General features: G+C 43.9%; 11 protein-coding genes. 5 read left to right on the top strand and 6 right to left on the bottom strand.

What is annotated here, in order from left to right; translation table 11 throughout:
* Positions 1-10: 10 nt before the first annotated feature.
* On the top strand, positions 11-2,221 hold the full coding sequence (locus JZY04_RS14335) for a patatin-like phospholipase family protein (protein ID WP_032539727.1): 2,211 nt from the start codon (positions 11-13) through the stop codon (positions 2,219-2,221).
* Between the two features lie 5 nt (positions 2,222-2,226).
* Here JZY04_RS14335 and JZY04_RS14330 read toward each other — a convergent pair whose 3' ends face one another.
* The 4 genes from JZY04_RS14330 to JZY04_RS14315 form a co-directional block, all read right to left on the bottom strand.
* Positions 2,227-2,403, bottom strand: a complete 177-nt coding sequence (locus JZY04_RS14330) for a hypothetical protein (RefSeq protein ID WP_241158999.1) — start codon at positions 2,401-2,403, stop codon at positions 2,227-2,229.
* A gap of 524 nt (positions 2,404-2,927) precedes the next feature.
* Complete coding sequence (locus JZY04_RS14325) at positions 2,928-3,281, bottom strand: hypothetical protein (protein ID WP_044300621.1); 354 nt, start codon at positions 3,279-3,281, stop codon at positions 2,928-2,930.
* Between the two features lie 652 nt (positions 3,282-3,933).
* The gene (locus JZY04_RS14320) at positions 3,934-4,503 is read right to left on the bottom strand and encodes a Crp/Fnr family transcriptional regulator (protein WP_122142666.1); all 570 of its coding nucleotides are present in this window, start codon (positions 4,501-4,503) and stop codon (positions 3,934-3,936) included.
* Between the two features lie 41 nt (positions 4,504-4,544).
* Positions 4,545-5,897: an MATE family efflux transporter gene (locus JZY04_RS14315; RefSeq protein WP_022012161.1), complete on the bottom strand. Its 1,353-nt coding sequence runs from the start codon at positions 5,895-5,897 to the stop codon at positions 4,545-4,547.
* Positions 5,898-6,061: 164 nt separating this feature from the next.
* Here JZY04_RS14315 and JZY04_RS14310 point away from each other — a divergent pair, with 164 nt between their 5' ends.
* Complete coding sequence (locus tag JZY04_RS14310) at positions 6,062-6,691, top strand: AAA family ATPase (protein WP_005781380.1); 630 nt, start codon at positions 6,062-6,064, stop codon at positions 6,689-6,691.
* An 87-nt stretch (positions 6,692-6,778) separates the two neighbouring features.
* Here the strand turns inward: JZY04_RS14310 and JZY04_RS14305 are convergent, their stop codons facing one another.
* Positions 6,779-8,443 (bottom strand): putative transporter, encoded by a 1,665-nt coding sequence (locus JZY04_RS14305; protein WP_032536999.1) that lies wholly within the window; start codon positions 8,441-8,443, stop codon positions 6,779-6,781.
* A 923-nt stretch (positions 8,444-9,366) separates the two neighbouring features.
* On the opposite strand from JZY04_RS14305, the gene mutA reads away from it, so the two are divergent.
* Both mutA and scpA read left to right on the top strand, forming a co-directional pair.
* Positions 9,367-11,265 carry a methylmalonyl-CoA mutase small subunit gene (gene mutA / locus JZY04_RS14300; RefSeq protein ID WP_005808421.1) on the top strand — a complete coding sequence of 633 codons (1,899 nt, stop codon included), beginning with the start codon at positions 9,367-9,369 and terminating at the stop codon, positions 11,263-11,265.
* 1 nt (position 11,266) lies between these two features.
* Positions 11,267-13,414: a methylmalonyl-CoA mutase gene (scpA, locus tag JZY04_RS14295; RefSeq protein ID WP_005781369.1), complete on the top strand. Its 2,148-nt coding sequence runs from the start codon at positions 11,267-11,269 to the stop codon at positions 13,412-13,414.
* A 130-nt stretch (positions 13,415-13,544) separates the two neighbouring features.
* Here the strand turns inward: scpA and JZY04_RS14290 are convergent, their stop codons facing one another.
* Complete coding sequence (locus JZY04_RS14290; protein ID WP_122142664.1) at positions 13,545-14,936, bottom strand: alpha-L-fucosidase; 1,392 nt, start codon at positions 14,934-14,936, stop codon at positions 13,545-13,547.
* A gap of 124 nt (positions 14,937-15,060) precedes the next feature.
* On the opposite strand from JZY04_RS14290, the gene JZY04_RS14285 reads away from it, so the two are divergent.
* Entirely contained in the window at positions 15,061-17,211 is a 2,151-nt protein-coding gene (locus tag JZY04_RS14285) for a DNA topoisomerase 3 (protein ID WP_005781365.1), read from the top strand.
* Positions 17,212-17,232: the final 21 nt, after the last annotated feature.

Raw genomic sequence — 17,232 nt, 5'->3', positions numbered from 1 at the left:
TGTAACAGCCATGAAAAAGTATGTAAGTTTCTTGTTGGTTTTATTTGTCAGTCTGTTTCTTTTTCTGCCCGCGCATGCGCAGCAGCGCAAATCAGTAGCTGTGGTGCTAAGTGGGGGAGGAGCGAAGGGGGTAGCCCATATCGGTGCCCTCAAAGTGATTGAGGAAGCAGGTATTCCTATCGACTATATCGTAGGTACCAGTATGGGGTCTATCATCGGCGGACTTTATTCCATCGGATATACCCCCTGTCAGCTTGATAGTATGGTCAATCACCAGAATTGGTCTTTTCTGTTGAGTGACCGTATCAGTTGGGAAGATCAAACGATGACTGAACGGAAGAATTCTGAAACTTATATTCTTTCTGTTCCTTTGAAAAAGGATTTGAAGGCGAATGTGTTCGGAGGGGTCATTAAAGGGCAGAACCTGGGTAATCTTTTCTCCGAACTGACTGTAGGCTATCACGATTCCATTAACTTCAATAAGCTGCCTATTCCGTTTGCTTGTGTCTCCGAGAACATTGTGAACGGTGAAGAAGTCGTGTTTCACAATGGTGTATTGGCTACCGCTATGCGTGCCAGTATGGCTATTCCCGGCGTATTCACGCCCGTTCGTATGGGCGACGAGATACTGGTTGACGGAGGGATGAAAAACAACTTCCCCACGAACATAGCCCGGGCTATGGGAGCCGATGTGATTATTGGTGTCGATGTACAGAATGATCTCCGGACTGCGGATGAACTGAATAATCTTGGTGAGATATTCAACCAGATCATCAATCTGACCGGCCAAACCCGATATGAAGAGAATATTAAATTGGCAACGGTGTATATTAAAGTGGACGTAAAAGGCTATTCTGCCGCAAGTTTCAACATTCCCGCACTCGACACATTGATGCACCGTGGCGAAGAGGCAGCCCGCGCGCAGTGGACTGCTTTGCGCAGACTGAAGAAAGAGATCGGTCTTCCCGAAGATTACGTTGCTCCCCGACACGGTCCGTTTACTTCTTTATGGTCCGAGAAAGATATATTTGTGAAAGAGATCACCTTTGACGGTATCGAAGACAGTGACAAGAAATGGATTATGCACCGCTGTCACCTGAAGGAGAACAGCCGGATGCGTATGGAGCAACTTTATGAAGCACTTGCTACGTTGCGCGGAAGCCAGGCTTATTCCAATGTCAGTTACAAACTGACCGATACCGACCAGGGATATCTGCTACACTTTATTTTGGAAGAGAAGTACGAGCGTAATCTCAATCTGGGGATCCGTTTCGACTCGGAAGAGATCGCTTCATTGCTGTTGAATGTGAGCACCCGCCTCAATACACGTATTCCATCGTGGCTTTCACTGACCGGACGTCTTGGAAAACGCTACCTGGCCCGGGTGGACTATACATTGGCTCCGATGCAGATGCGAAATTTCAATCTCGCTTATCAGTTTGAGTATAACGATATTAATATTTACGATCACGGGAAACGTGCTTATAACACTACTTATAAATACCATTCCGGTGAGTTGGGGTTTTCGGATGTGTGGTATCGTAACCTTCGTTTTGGAGCCGGACTGCGTTTTGAGTTCTTCAAGTATAAGGACTTTCTATATAATGCGGGCGGGCAACAGTTGAAGGTGAAACCCCAACACTTCTTCAGCTATTATGCCCAACTGCATTATAATACATACGATAAGGGATATTTTCCCTCGAAAGGGATCGATCTCCAGGGGAATTATTCACTTTATACCGATAACCTGACACAGTATAAAGGTCATGCTCCCTTTTCTGCTTTGACCGCCTCGTGGGCCAGTGTCTTTTCGGTTACCGACCGTTTTGCTTTGATTCCTTCTTTGTATGGACGTATTCTTATAGGCAAAGATATCCCTTATCCCTATCTGAATGCCATCGGTGGAGATAATTTCGGTCATTACTTGCCTCAGCAACTTCCTTTTGCCGGGATCACCAATCTGGAGATAGTCGATAATTCTGTTATCATAGCCGGTTTGAAGGTACGTCAGCGTATTGGGGGTAAGAATTATGTCACTCTCACCGGGAATGTGGCGTTGCGGGAAGATAACTTTTTTGATATCCTAAGTGGTAAGCCGGTTTGGGGAGGCAGCCTGGGATATGGTTACGATAGCTTGTTCGGTCCGTTAGAGGCCTCTTTCGGCTATTCAAGCAGGGCACACGATGTAGGATTCTATGTGAATCTGGGATATGTCTTTTAGAGTTTTCATCCTTTGCCGTTGATACCGGAGTTATCTTCCTGTTCTTGAGATTCTTCCTCCTCGGCCGTTCCTGCCCGTAGTAAATGCCCGGGGAAGTATTTGGATAGTGGGTAACGGTAAAACGTCATTTGGCTGACGCGGTGTGTAAACTTACGGTCGACGATGAAATATACTTTCGACACCCGTACTTCGTGAAGCAGTACATCCTCCGGGTGTTCAAAGCCATTGCTTGTGATGGAACTCCGGAAAATAAATTAATGCAAAGCCTTCTCATGCGAAAAATGCATTTTGATCTTCCATCTTCCACTTGCTGTTTTAAGGCGAGAATACTGTACAGGCCATTAATTATCAACCATAAACTATGCATTTCTTAAGCAAAATCACCTCTTAAAGCATTTTGTTTTTCCTTCTTGTTCAACCGGAAATGGTGCAATCTACATCCGGTCTCGCGCAGGCGTGCCCATGAGCTCGGGTACACGGGACCGGATAAAGACACCTATACGAATGATTAAATGTTGATAATTAAGGAATTAAATATGTAATAGAATAAAGAAACGATTCATGTGAACTGGTTAAATGAAAGAAAAAGAACCGCTGTCCTCCGGGGGGTAGAGTGGCAGCGGTTCGACGAGTTAACTGGTTTGGTGAGTCGGATTTAGATTTAAAGTCAATTATAAAAGAGAATTTATTATGAAAGATCAAAGTACTATAGTCCGTCTATAATGACAGGCGTTTTGTGATAATGGTTCTTTTTGCACATTTGATTGATCCGGGATATATATTTGGAAGTGGCATACGCCTGGCTTGGTGTACGTTTCAAGCATGAATATTTCACTTTGTGAATTTCTAAAAAAAGTTCGGCCACAAAGACAATCATGTCTGCACGTTCGATATGGGAGGGTGAACAGAAACACTCTGCATATTCGTAATCCCGGGTAGAGAGGGTATAATGCAGAATCTTTTTACCTCGCTGAAAAATAAAATCCAACCGATACCAACCGTTTGCGTTGGTTCTTCGCCGGTGGAAATACAAGATTTTGATAATAGATTGTTTGCCCATAGCTCAAACGTATATCGGGCAGGGAAGAATGAACGGCCCTGCTGACCCGTTTGAACTATTTGACATTCGATGCCGAAACAAGGAAAGAAATATGCTAACCCATTACGAAGTTAGACACGGGGGCAGAGCCGTCTTTATCCAGAAACTGTAGGTATATAAAATTATACACCTACAGCTAGTGTAAAAACAAAGGTTATTTATTTCCTTTGTTTCTGCCTTATAAATATCAAATAGTTCACCACAAAGATGGTGATTATTTCTGAAATAGCATAGCAAACGGACGAAAAATGTTCAATGAAACACTTTTATCAGGAGGATTGTTTACTGAACGCCGTTAGTATAGGGAGATTTAACGAAAAGAGAGCGGATCTGTGTTTACCCGCTTGCGTTATGTAAATTCAATGCAGAATAAGGAAAAAATATATGCCGACCCATTTTAAACATTCATCAGGACATGGACAGGCAGCCGGCCACCTTCGTGCGAATAAAGAACCTGCTATATTATAATAGATTAGTGAAATGCCATTGCGTCATATATTTCAATTCCCACCGACTGGCTTGCATATATACTTTCTGTAAACAGGAGTTGATCCTGTATCAGGTTTGACATTTCTTTCTCAAAAGACGATTACATTTTTGGGGGGGAGGCCGATCACATCTTTATTTCTCCCCGGATTCTGCTCAGTGACTGTGGCGTTATCCACAGATAGGAAGCTATGTGTTTCAAAGGTACGTTTTGTAGCAGTTCGGGATGTTCTTTGATAAGTGTCAGGTAACGCTCTTTGGCTTTTGGACTTCCGGCACTGATCAACCAATTTTCAGTGCTGAGTAATTGTTGCTCCATCAGGCGGCGTCCCAGATTGGCAAGACCGAGTGATGAGGTATAAAGATCGTTCAATGTTTGTCCGGATATACAATAAGCTATGCTGTCGCACATCACCTCGATGGTGATGTGCGATGCTGTATTTTCCACGTATCCCCATACCGAAAAAGCGGCTTCGCCCTCCCCGGCAAACCAAATGGTGGTATCAACCCCGTCTTTCAGATAATGAGCGCGCCAGATGCCTTGCTTTATCAGATATAAATTTCCGTTTCTGGAACCTTCATGAACAATGACTTCTTTCTTTTTGAAACGCACCTCCTCCATATAATTGAGAAGAGTCTGCGTATCGGTTTCCGAAAGACGATAGCTATTCCTGAATTTTTCAATAAATGTTTCCATAAGGCTCTTTTACATCTGTTTGAACGATGCAAAGATACGCATCATCGGCGAATGGCGAAAGAGTCTTTCAGGTAAATTCCAATAATCAGCAGCAAAGTCAGCAGTTCGGCAAGAGGGACGGCAAGCCAAATACCTTTTATTCCCAGTATCGGAGGCAGGAGCAGGAAGCCTGTCAACATAAACAATGTTCCCCGGAAAAGGGTGATGACAGTGGCTCGCCGGGCACGTTCGATACTTTGATAATAACCGATACCAACTATGTTGAGTGCAAAGAACAGATAACCGACTGCAAAATACGGAATTCCATCTACTGCAATGTCATACGCTTTGTAACTTTTGTCGATGAATAGTCCTACTATTTCGTGATTGAATACAAGAGTTGCGGTAAAGAATAAAATACCACATCCCAAAGCTGTTTTCAATGCCAGTCGGATGGTACGTGCCACTCTGCCCGGATTCTGTTGCCCGAAATTGTAACTGATGATGGGTTGTGCCGATTGGGCGATGGCGTTGTATACCATAAAGATAATAGGAAAGAAGTAACACACGATACTGAATGCTGCTACACCACTTTCTCCCAAATGGCTGATAAATACGTAATTCCCCAAAAACATCATACTGGCTATAGATGCTTCGCTGATGAATGCCGAAGAGCCGAGCCTCACCATATAGCCGATATTGCGGAAGGTAAGCTGCATACTTTTCCGGCTGAGTTTGATACGATAAATGCCCACGTTGCGGGAAAAACGGAGTAGATAAATAAGAGTCATCAATCCGCCGACCATAGTTCCCAAACTGGTGGCAAAGGCAGCTCCCATCATCCCCCAACCTAATTGGAAGATGAAAATATAATCGAGTACGATATTGATAATGGCTGACACGGCATTGCACATCATAGCATAGTTGGGCGATCCGTCCAGACGGATATAAAACATGCCGGCACTCAAAAGCAGATAGAAAACGAGAAAAGGAACATACCAGTTCATGTATTCCACGACCAACGGCAGCAATCGTTCCGAACTGCCGAGTAATCGTCCTATCGGTTCTGCAAAGTAGCAGCAAAGTGCTGATAATACCAGGATCAGGAGGGATGAAAAGGCAAGTGCCTGTGTGATATTGATACTTGCCACTTTTCGTTTGCCTTGTGATAAATGGATGGACGCCACGACAGATGCACCCACTCCGAACATCAATCCGATGCCGGTGGTGATCATAAATAGCGGGGCCGTGATATTGACTGCCGCCAAGGCGTCGCTACCAATTCCTTTACCGACAAAGATACCATCGGTAATTACAAAAATGGCGGAAAAAACCATTCCGAGTACTGTTGGGATCAACAATTTCCTGAACAGTCTCGGGATTTCCATGTTTCCGAAATCAATACTGTCTTTCATAAAATCTATGTTTTTTTTTAGCGGATGCAAAGATACGTCTATGGAAAAGAAGAAAAGTTACCAATTGATAAGAAATGCGATGTGCCGGATATTGGTACATTATTTATTTCCTTCTTTCGGAAATAATGTGTATGTTTGCTATTGAACCAATATACAAATGTACTATGAACGGTAATTATGTCATCAATATCGGCCGTCAATTGGGCAGTGGCGGAAAAGAGATCGGGGAAAAACTGGCAGCCAGGTTAGGCATTGATTTTTATGATAAAGAGCTGATTAATCTGGCTTCAGAGGAGAGTGGACTTTGTCGGGAATTTTTTGAGAAAGCGGATGAAAAAGCTTCCCAAGGTATTATAGGTGGATTGTTTGGGATGCGTTTTCCTTTTATCAGTGATGGTGCTATGCCCTGTACCAATTGTCTGAGTAATGATGCTCTCTTTAAAATTCAGAGTGATGTCATCCGGCATCTTGCAGCAGAGAAATCTTGTGTATTCGTGGGGCGCTGTGCCGATTACATTTTGCGCGAACATCCCCGTTGCGCCAATATTTTCATTTCTGCTTCGCACGAAGACCGCGTGGCGCGTTTGTGCCGTATTCATGGCATTTCCGAAGAAGCTGCTGAGGAAAAAATGAATAAGGCAGATAAGAAACGCTCCGAATATTATAATTATTACAGTTATAAAACTTGGGGAGCGGCTGCAACCTATCATCTTTGTATTGACTCTTCGGTATTGGGAATCGATGAAACGGTAAGGTTTATAGAAGAGTTTATAGTTAAAAAACTAAATTTATAAATCAGAATCGGGCATGCTATAATATGTTAATGGCCAACTACGGTGTACATGAAAACACAGTAATTGGCCATTGCTATTTTTGATTTGTTACATCATTAACAACAAAATCATTTGTCCCGCAAGGATACGGAGGAACATAGACAGCGGATATACTGTAGAATAGCCTACTGCCGGAGCATCGCTACCGGTTGCCTGGTTGGAATATGCCAATGCGGGAGGGTCTGTATTACTACCCGCAATCAATCCCATCAGCATGAAATAATTAATTTTATAGTATGATCGTGCTATAATTCCGATAATCAGCAAAGGGATAATCGTAATCAGGAAACCACAACCTACATAAAGCAGACCGTCTCCATGGATCACAGTATCCACAAAATTAGCTCCGGCTTCGATGCCCACACTGGCAAGGAAAAGAACAATGCCGATTTCACGTATCATCAGGTTGGCACTTTGAGTTGTGTAGGTTACCAGATGTAATTTGTGTCCGAAACGTCCTATCAGGATAGCCACCACCAATGGTCCGCCGGCAAGACCGAGTTTTACCGGAGTCGGCATACCCGGGAATGCAATGGGAAGGCTGCCGCAAAGGATACCCAGGAAAATACCTACGAACAATGTGACAATGTTCGGTTCGTTAAGGCGCTTCAGTGAATTACCCAGTACACTCGCTACTCGTTCTACAGCATCTTCGGAGCCTACCACCATGACACGGTCACCTACCTGAAGTACCAGATTCGGGTTGGCAAAAAGATCGACACCCGAACGGTTCACACGCGTGATGTTGACATTGTACATGCTGCGGAAGTTCAACATACCAAGTTTCTTTCCATTAATTTCCGGTTTGGTTACCAGAATACGACGTGATACCATCGGCATATCTTGCTTTTCCCAGTCTACTTGCACTTCACGTCCGATAAAGGCTACAATAGCATCTGAGTCTTCTTCTGAACAGACCACAAATAATTGGTCGTTCTGTTCCAGAATAGTACTGTGATTCGGAATGCTGACATGTCCGTCTTTACGGATGCGTGAACAAACAAACGGACGTCCGAGGAAGCTGCTGATTGTGCCCAGAGTTTTTCCGTAGATGGCTTCATTATGCACTTCCAGGCTCATCAGGTGTGGTTTGTGGTGTGTACCGTCAGTTTCTTGATTCCAGTTTTCTTCTTCTTTGGCGAAATTGATACGGAAGATGTAGCGGACAGCAATGATGGAGCCTATAATACCCACTACTCCTAACGGATAAGCACAGGCATAGCCTAATGCGATCTGTGGCCCGGAGTAGCTCAATTGATTCAGTGCTTCTTGTGCGGCACCGAGCCCCGGGGTGTTTGTGACTGCGCCGTATAGGATACCCACCATCATAGGGAGCTCGATTCTGCCTCCCAGAATGAAATAAAGTGCCATTGCTACGGCGATGTTTAAGACCACAATTCCTACGGCCAGCATGTTCAGGGTCATTCCGCCTTTCTTGAATGAAGAAAAGAAAGAAGGCCCCACTTGGAGACCGATACAGAATACGAACAATATCAATCCGAATTCACGGATGAAATGTAGGATATGGGTATCGCCTGTGAAGCCAAAATGTCCCATCAGGATGCCGGCAAACAAAACAAAAGTAACCCCTAACGAAACTCCGAAGATTTTGATTTTTCCCAAATAGACACCTGCTGCCACTACGAAGGCGTAGAGGAAAACAATGTGAGCTACGGAGTTGGGGTTCCATAATAAATCTTGTAACCAATCCATAATATAGTAGTTTATAATTTTTTGTAAACGGGTGCAAAATTAGCTATAACCTCGGAGGTAATCAAATATTTGCCTGCCTTTTATTTTAAGGGAAGCACGGGGGTACGGCTCTTTCATTTTACAACCGTCTTCCTCCCTTGTCTTCCCTCCCCCTAAAAAAAGCCTTCCATTCGCACACGAGGCTGTGTCGAAACTTTTTTCACTACGGAGTAGCACAGAGTCTTTTTGTTAATAATCAACAATTTAAAATCGCCTCTGTGTCACTCTGTGTCCTCTGTGGTGAGTTTTGACAGCCTCTCGTTATTTCTTTTTTAAGAAAGAATTCGGGCGGCTATTACCGGAGAAGTGTAGTAGATTAACCATTGTCATAAAACTCTTTAGTCCATCCTGCATACCTGGGCCGGTGAGCCCGCATACCCGGGCCGATGGGCCCGCACACCCGGGCTGATGAGCCCGCATGCCCGGGCTGAGATAAAGATCCGGCCATTTGTACTAAAGATAGTAAGGAAAATGAAATGCTTTTAGAGAGATAAACGGATAAGAAATTGGATGTATCCATTTGCTTTACAGTCCGTTATCACTGAAATATCCCCTAAAACAGTGGGTGGAAGATGGAAGATAGGGGTGGAAGATAAATGGCATAAAAATCGCATCTTCCACCAAGTTATACATCTCACAATCAATAACATGTGTTCTGAAAGATGGAAGATGGAAGATCGGAATGCGTTTTTTGTATGAGAGCAAGGCAGGTTAAATGAAAGAGCCGTGGTACGGAGGCGGTGGGTAGTGCGAATTTTCCCTAAAAAAAGCGTAGGGTTTAGACTATTTCAGTATATTTGCAAGTCGCAATCTTACATTTTGATAAAGGATTCAGAGAAATAAATTGAGATAACAATCTTATTTTAATTTTAAATAAATAAACTATGGCAGACAGTAAAGAAAAACTCTTCTCAGATTTTTCTCCTGTTTCCACCGAGAAGTGGATGGAGAAGGTCACAGCCGACCTGAAAGGAGCTGATTTTGAGAAGAAACTCGTTTGGAAGACAAACGAAGGATTCAAGGTAAAACCTTTCTACCGGATGGAAGACCTGGAAGGACTGAAAACAACCGATGCGCTTCCCGGAGAATTTCCTTATTTAAGAGGTACAAAGAAGAACAGTAATGAGTGGTTGGTTCGCCAGGAGATTAAGGTGGAATGTCCGAAGGAAGCCAACGCCAAGGCTCTGGATATTCTGAATAAAGGTATCGATTCTCTTTCTTTCCATGTGAAGGCTAAAGAACTCAATGCGGAATACATTGAGACTTTGTTGAACGATATTTGTGCAGAATGTGTTGAGTTGAATTTTTCTACTTGTCAGGGGCACGTGGTAGAACTGGCTGATTTGCTGGTAGCTTATTTTCAGAAGAAAGACTATGATTTGACAAAGCTACAAGGCTCTATCAATTACGATTTCTTCAATAAAATGCTGACAAAAGGCAAAGAGAAAGGGGATATGGTACAAACAGCCAAAGCGCTGATCGAAGCTACTGCCCAATTGCCTAAATACCGTGTACTGAATGTGAATGCCCTGACACTGAACAATGCAGGTGCTTATATTTCTCAGGAATTGGGATACGCATTGGCATGGGGTAATGAATATATGAGTCAGTTGACCGAAGCTGAACTTCCTGCTGCCATCGTAGCCAAAAAGATTAAGTTTAATTTCGGTATCAGTTCTAATTACTTCCTTGAAATTGCAAAGTTCCGTGCTGCCCGTATGTTATGGGCTAACATAGTGGCTTCTTACAACCCGGAATGTCTGCGTGATTGCGAAAATAAAGGACCTAACGGAGAATGCCGTTGCGCTGCTAAAATGAAGGTACATGCTGAAACATCTACTTTTAATCTGACTCTGTTTGATGCTCATGTAAACTTGCTTCGTACACAAACTGAGGCAATGTCGGCTGCTCTGGGTGGTGTAGATTCAATGACGGTGGTTCCTTTTGACAAGACCTATGAAACTCCGGATGAGTTTTCCGAACGTCTGGCCCGTAACCAGCAGCTGCTGTTGAAAGAAGAATCACATTTCGATAAAGTAATTGACCCGGCTGCCGGTTCTTACTACATTGAAAATCTGACAGTCTCTATTGCTAAGCAGGCATGGGAAATCTTCCTTGCCATTGAAGAAGAAGGAGGCTTCTATGCAGCATTGAAAGCCGGTACTGTTCAGGCTGCTGTGAATGAAAGCAATAAAGCACGCCATAAAGCTGTGGCTCAGCGTCGCGAGATTCTGCTGGGTACTAACCAGTTCCCAAATTTCAATGAAAAAGCGGGTGATAAGAAGCCGGTAGAAGCCACATGCTGTTGTGGTGGACACGATACTTGTGAAAAAGATGTTACTACATTGAACTTCGATCGTGCGGCAAGTCAATTTGAGGCGTTGCGTCTTGAAACCGAAGCCAGTGGGAAACGTCCGAAAGCATTTATGCTGACGATTGGTAATCTGGCTATGCGCCAGGCACGCGCACAATACTCTTGTAATTTCCTGGCTTGTGCCGGATATGAGGTGGTTGATAATCTTGGTTTTGAAACGGTTGAAGCAGGCGTAGAAGCTGCGATGGCTGCAAAAGCCGATATTGTGGTGCTCTGTTCAAGCGATGAAGAGTATGCACAATATGCTGTTCCGGCTTTCCAGGCTTTGAATGGCCGCGCCATGTTCATCGTTGCCGGAAATCCGGAATGCGCCGAAGAACTGAAAGCAGCCGGTATTGAGAACTTCATCCATGTACGTGTAAATGTACTGGAGACACTTAAAGAGTTCAACGCTAAATTATTGAAGTAAGATGAGAAAAGATTTTAAAAACTTAGATATCTACGCAGCATTCCAGCCCGCTAATGGTGCAGAATGGCAAAAGGCTAACGGAATCGAGGCCAACTGGAAGACTCCGGAACACATCTGCGTAAAGCCTGTTTACACAAAAGAAGACCTTGAAGGAATGGAACATCTGGACTATGCTGCCGGTCTTCCTCCTTATTTGCGTGGTCCGTATTCGGTGATGTATACCCTTCGTCCATGGACTATCCGCCAGTATGCAGGGTTCTCTACAGCTGAAGAGTCGAATGCTTTCTATCGTCGTAACTTAGCTTCCGGACAGAAAGGCCTGTCGGTTGCTTTTGACTTGGCTACACACCGCGGTTATGACCCTGACCATGAACGTGTGGTAGGTGACGTTGGTAAGGCCGGCGTGTCTATCTGTTCGCTTGAAAATATGAAAGTCTTGTTTGATGGCATTCCTTTGAACAAGATGTCTGTATCTATGACAATGAATGGTGCCGTACTTCCGATTATGGCATTTTATATCAATGCCGGATTAGAACAGGGAGCCAAACTTGAAGAGATGGCCGGAACGATCCAGAATGATATTCTGAAAGAATTTATGGTGCGTAATACCTATATTTATCCGCCTGCATTCTCTATGAAGATCATCTCTGATATTTTTGAATATACTTCACAGAAGATGCCGAAGTTCAACTCTATCTCCATTTCTGGTTATCACATGCAGGAAGCAGGTGCCACAGCTGATATTGAGTTGGCTTATACGTTGGCTGATGGTCTGGAGTATCTTCGTGCCGGTGTTGCTGCAGGTATCGATATCGATGCTTTTGCTCCGCGCCTCTCTTTCTTCTGGGCTATCGGAACAAACCATTTTATGGAAATTGCCAAAATGCGTGCTGCACGTATGTTATGGGCAAAGATTGTGAAACAGTTTAATCCGAAGAATCCGAAGTCGCTTGCATTGCGTACTCACTCGCAGACTTCCGGTTGGTCATTGACTGAGCAAGATCCGTTTAACAATGTAGGACGTACTTGTATCGAGGCTATGGCTGCTGCGCTGGGACATACTCAGTCGTTGCACACCAATGCGCTTGATGAAGCTATTGCTTTGCCGACAGACTTTTCTGCCCGTATTGCCCGTAATACTCAGATTTATATTCAGGAAGAAACTTATATTTGCAAGAACGTAGATCCATGGGGTGGTTCTTACTATGTAGAGTCATTAACTAATGAACTGGCTCACAGTGCTTGGGAACATATTCAGGAAATTGAGAAGTTGGGTGGTATGGCGAAAGCTATCGAAACCGGTATTCCGAAGATGCGTATTGAAGAGGCTGCTGCCCGGGCACAAGCTCGTATCGACAGTGGTTCACAGACTATCGTCGGTGTAAATAAGTATCGTCTTGAGAAAGAAGACCCGATTGATATTCTTGAAGTTGACAATACCGCTGTTCGTAAAGAGCAGATCGAGAACCTGAAGCGTTTGAAAGAAGGCCGTAACCAAGCTGAGGTGGACAAAGCATTGGCTGCCATTACCGAATGTGTCAAAACCGGTAAGGGCAATTTACTTGAGTTAGCTGTAGAAGCTGCTCATGTTCGTGCAACATTGGGTGAAATCTCATATGCTTGCGAACAAGTAGTAGGACGTTATAAAGCAATAATTAGAACTATATCAGGCGTGTATTCATCAGAAAGCAAAGGCGACGCTGACTTTAAGCGTGCTTGCGAACTCACTGAGAAGTTTGCAAAGAAAGAGGGACGTCAACCTCGTATTATGGTTGCAAAGATGGGCCAGGACGGTCACGATCGTGGTGCCAAGGTAGTAGCTACCGGTTATGCCGACTGTGGTTTCGACGTGGATATGGGACCGTTGTTCCAGACTCCTGCGGAAGCAGCTCGTGAAGCAGTAGAGAATGATGTTCACGTAGTCGGAGTTTCTTCGTTGGCTGCAGGGCACAAGACATTGGTTCCGCAGATTATTGAAGAATTGAAGAAGTTGGGACGTGAAGATATCGTAGTAATAGCCGGTGGTGTAATTCCTGCCCAGGATTATGACTTCTTGTATAAGGCCGGTGTAGCTGCGATCTTTGGTCCGGGTACTCCGGTGGCTAAGGCTGCTTGTCAGATTCTGGAAATCCTGATGGATGAAGAATAAAAAAAACAGTCTTTGAGAAATGATAAACGAAGAGGCGGAGTATTGCAATACTCCGCCTCTTTATGATTTTAGTTCTATTCCGGTCAATATCATCTACGGATTATTTATGGAATAAATGGTTGCATGACTATTATTGGGGGGTGAAGGAGAATGCAAGCGCGTTCACCTCTGTTTTCAGATTCTGAGGTAAATAGACACGTACCCGATTGTTCTTTATTTCCCATCTTACTTTTTTACCGTTTTGAAGGCAGTAAACAGCACTTCCTTTAGCAGGAATATTATTTTCCCATTCTATGTAGTTAGGAAGAGTCCGGGCTTTCGGATCACTGTATAATGCATACATTGTTTTTTTGTTTTTGTTCATGGTAAACCAGATGCCTTCACTATGATAGTCAGGAGTCGTAACGGTATTGTAGATAGCCGGGCCGTTTTTCGTCATCCATTCTCCTATAGTGTCTAACCGGCTGACAATTTCTTCTTGTAATATTCCTTCAGGGGTAGGGCCGACACCGAGTAGCAAACTTCCGCCTTTAGCTACGATTTCCATTAACTTTGCTATTACTGTAGTGGGTGATTTGAATACCGCATGTGGAGTGTATCCCCAGTCTACTCCCAGTGTCATGCAAGTCTCCCATGGGTAGGGAAGTTGTTTGTCCGGGATTTGTTGTTCAGGGGTCTGATAATTTTCGTATTTACCATGAATGGTGCGGTCTACGAATAAAATACCCGGTTGTGCTTTTCGTGCCATTTGCGATATACGGTCCATGTCCAATACCGATTTGGTTCCGGGGTTATTTACCCATCCTCCGTCTAACCATAAAATGTCGATAGAACCGTAGTTGTGCATCAACTCGCTGATTTGGTTGTAAGTGAACTCTTTGAATTGATTCCAGCGCCAGGGGTTCTTTTCTATATTGTAATTCTGTGTACGGCGGGGAGTAGCGTAGCGGGGCCACCAATAATATTCCGAGTGCCAGTCCGGTTTAGAAAAATAGGCTCCTACCATTAAGTCGTTGTTGCGAAAAGCTTCAAACACATATTGGGCTACATCTGCCCGGGGATTTGTTTTGAAAGGACCCTTTGAAATTGAAAAATCGGAGTAAGCCGTGTTGAACATATTGAATCCATCGTGATGTTTGGTGGTGAAGATGGCATAACGCATACCTGCCGCTTTGGCAGCCTGTGCCCACTGTTCCGGGTTGAAACGGGTAGGATTGAATGAATCTTTCAATCCCCAATACCATTTTTTATAATCTTCATAGGCAATGGTACTATCACGCGGTATCCAATCCGCTTCTTCCGAACAGATGGACCATGATTCTACAATTCCGGCAACGGAATATAATCCCCAGTGAATCAGCATTCCGAACTTCTGGTCCTGCCAGTGATGGAGTTTCCTGACCACCAGAGAATCTTCGGGAGGTGTATATTGGTCAGAGCGTTCATGGACATATTGTGCTTTCGCATTGAAAGCAAATACAAAGAGTAAGGTAAGTGCAAATAATAATTTGTAGCTTTTCATGTCTTTTTAAATTTTAAAGATTGTACAGAGCAAAGCTACAAAATAAATGGCGATGGATTACTACTTCCCCCTTTCTATTTTTTTGTATCTTTGTCTGCTCAATTCTCATTATAATAAAAAACAAATGATAGTTTGCATTGCCGAAAAGCCCTCTGTGGCACGTGATATTGCTGATATATTAGGAGCCCGCGAACGGAAAGAGGGGTATATTGAGGGGAACGGATACCAGGTAACCTGGACGTTCGGCCATCTTTGTACCCTGAAAGAACCCCATGAATATACTCCCGGATGGAAATCATGGAGTTTGGGCAGTCTGCCTATGATTCCTCCTCGTTTTGGCATCAAACTGATAGAGAACCCTACTTACGAAAAGCAATTCCGTATTATTGAAAGGTTGATGCAACAGGCCGATGAGATTATCAATTGTGGTGATGCCGGCCAAGAAGGAGAGCTGATTCAGCGGTGGGTGATGCAGAAAGCCGGAGCGCGGTGTCCGGTAAAACGTTTGTGGATTTCTTCGCTGACCGAAGAGGCTATTAAAGAGGGTTTTGCAAAGTTAAAAGATCAGGATGATTTTCAACCGCTTTACGAGGCAGGTATGTCCAGAGCCATTGGCGACTGGCTGCTTGGGATGAATGCTACGCGGCTTTATACCGTAAAATATGGACAGAACCGACAAGTGCTTTCTATCGGACGTGTTCAGACACCTACTCTTGCCCTTATTGTCAATCGGCAGCTTGATATTGAAAATTTTCAGCCAAAACAATATTGGGAACTGAAAACAATGTACCGTGATACGACTTTTTCTGCCCTTATTCGTAAGAGTGATGAAGAGTTGGCTGCTGAAGAAGAAAAAGCCGGTGGCAAGACTAAGAGAACAGAGAACCGGGGCATTGACCCGATAGCTAACCGTGACGAGGGGATGGCATTGGTAGAACGTATTAAAAACCTGCCTTTCGTGGTAACTTCTGTGGTTAAGAAAGATGGGAAAGAGTATGCTCCCCGTCTGTTCGACTTGACCTCTCTTCAGGTGGAGTGCAATAAGAAATTTGCCTATTCTGCTGACGAGACCCTGAAACTGATTCAGTCGCTTTATGAAAAGAAAGTGACTACTTATCCGCGTGTAGATACTACTTTCCTCAGTGATGATATTTATCCCAAATGTCCGAATATCTTAAAAGGGCTGAAAGATTACGAAGTACTGACTGCACCGTTGTCCGGAACTTCATTGCCTAAGTCAAAAAAAGTTTTTGATAGTTCGAAAGTAACCGATCATCATGCCATTATTCCCACAGGGGTTCATCCGCAAAATCTGACGGATATGGAACGTAAGGTTTTCGATCTGATAGCCCGTCGGTTTATAGCCGTTTTTTATCCTGATTGTAAAGTCTCTACCACGACTGTAATGGGGGAGGTAGATGGCATTGAATTCAAGGTGACTGGAAAGCAGATTCTGGAACCGGGATGGCGTGTGGTCTTTTCCAAAGATGTGAAAGATCCGAATGAAGAAAAAGAAGGTGAAGAGGAGAATGTACTTCCTGTTTTCGTGAAAGGAGAAAGTGGCCCGCATCTACCCGACTTGAATGAGAAATGGACTCAGCCACCTAAACCTTATACCGAAGCCACTCTGCTTCGTGCGATGGAAACTGCCGGTAAATTGGTTGACAACGATGAACTTCGAGATGCGTTAAAAGAAAATGGTATTGGTCGGCCGTCTACCCGTGCAGCTATTATCGAGACCCTTTTTAAGCGTAATTATATCCGTAAGGAGAAAAAGAACCTGATAGCTACCCCTACAGGAGTGGAATTGATCCAGTTGATTCATGAAGAGTTGTTGAAATCAGCTGAGTTGACGGGTATTTGGGAGAAAAAGTTACGTGAGATAGAGAAGAAGACTTATGATGCACGGCAGTTTCTTGAAGAGTTAAAGTTGATGGTAGCCGAAATAGTCAACAGTGTTCTGTCTGATAATACGAACCGCCGTATCACTATTCAGGAAGCGGCAACGGCAGAAGAAGAAAAGAAGAAGAAAGAACCGAAGAAACGAGAACGTAAACCCACTACTCCGAAAGAGAAAAAGATGAAAGTCATTTCTGCAACTGAGAATGCGTCTCCTGCTACCGGATCGGCTCAACCGGATGTGCTGACAGGGGCAGACTCTTTGGTGGGACAACTTTGTCCGCTTTGCGGAAAAGGAACGATTATTAAAGGTAAAACTGCTTATGGTTGTTCCGAATGGAGAAATGGATGCACTTATCGGAAAGCCTTCGAGTAGTCTTGTTGTTTTGTTAATACA

It is taken from the genome of Bacteroides sp. 11BF (assembly GCF_019633765.1).
In the GTDB taxonomy this organism is placed as follows: domain Bacteria; phylum Bacteroidota; class Bacteroidia; order Bacteroidales; family Bacteroidaceae; genus Bacteroides; species Bacteroides hominis.
The sequence above is the reverse complement of the archived record's forward strand: the minus strand, read 5'-3'. Positions and strand labels throughout refer to the sequence as shown.

Bases quoted from the DNA above. Each gene is read 5' to 3' on its own strand.
- mutA (WP_005808421.1), top strand. From the start codon at position 9,367: ATGGCAGACAGTAAAGAAAAACTCTTCTCAGATTTTTCTCCTGTTTCC.
- scpA (WP_005781369.1), top strand. From the start codon at position 11,267: ATGAGAAAAGATTTTAAAAACTTAGATATCTACGCAGCATTCCAGCCC.
- JZY04_RS14305 (WP_032536999.1), bottom strand. From the start codon at position 8,443: ATGGATTGGTTACAAGATTTATTATGGAACCCCAACTCCGTAGCTCAC.
- JZY04_RS14290 (WP_122142664.1), bottom strand. From the start codon at position 14,936: ATGAAAAGCTACAAATTATTATTTGCACTTACCTTACTCTTTGTATTT.
- JZY04_RS14310 (WP_005781380.1), top strand. From the start codon at position 6,062: ATGAACGGTAATTATGTCATCAATATCGGCCGTCAATTGGGCAGTGGC.
- JZY04_RS14335 (WP_032539727.1), top strand. From the start codon at position 11: ATGAAAAAGTATGTAAGTTTCTTGTTGGTTTTATTTGTCAGTCTGTTT.
- JZY04_RS14325 (WP_044300621.1), bottom strand. From the start codon at position 3,281: ATGGGCAAACAATCTATTATCAAAATCTTGTATTTCCACCGGCGAAGA.
- JZY04_RS14315 (WP_022012161.1), bottom strand. From the start codon at position 5,897: ATGAAAGACAGTATTGATTTCGGAAACATGGAAATCCCGAGACTGTTC.
- JZY04_RS14285 (WP_005781365.1), top strand. From the start codon at position 15,061: ATGATAGTTTGCATTGCCGAAAAGCCCTCTGTGGCACGTGATATTGCT.
- JZY04_RS14320 (WP_122142666.1), bottom strand. From the start codon at position 4,503: ATGGAAACATTTATTGAAAAATTCAGGAATAGCTATCGTCTTTCGGAA.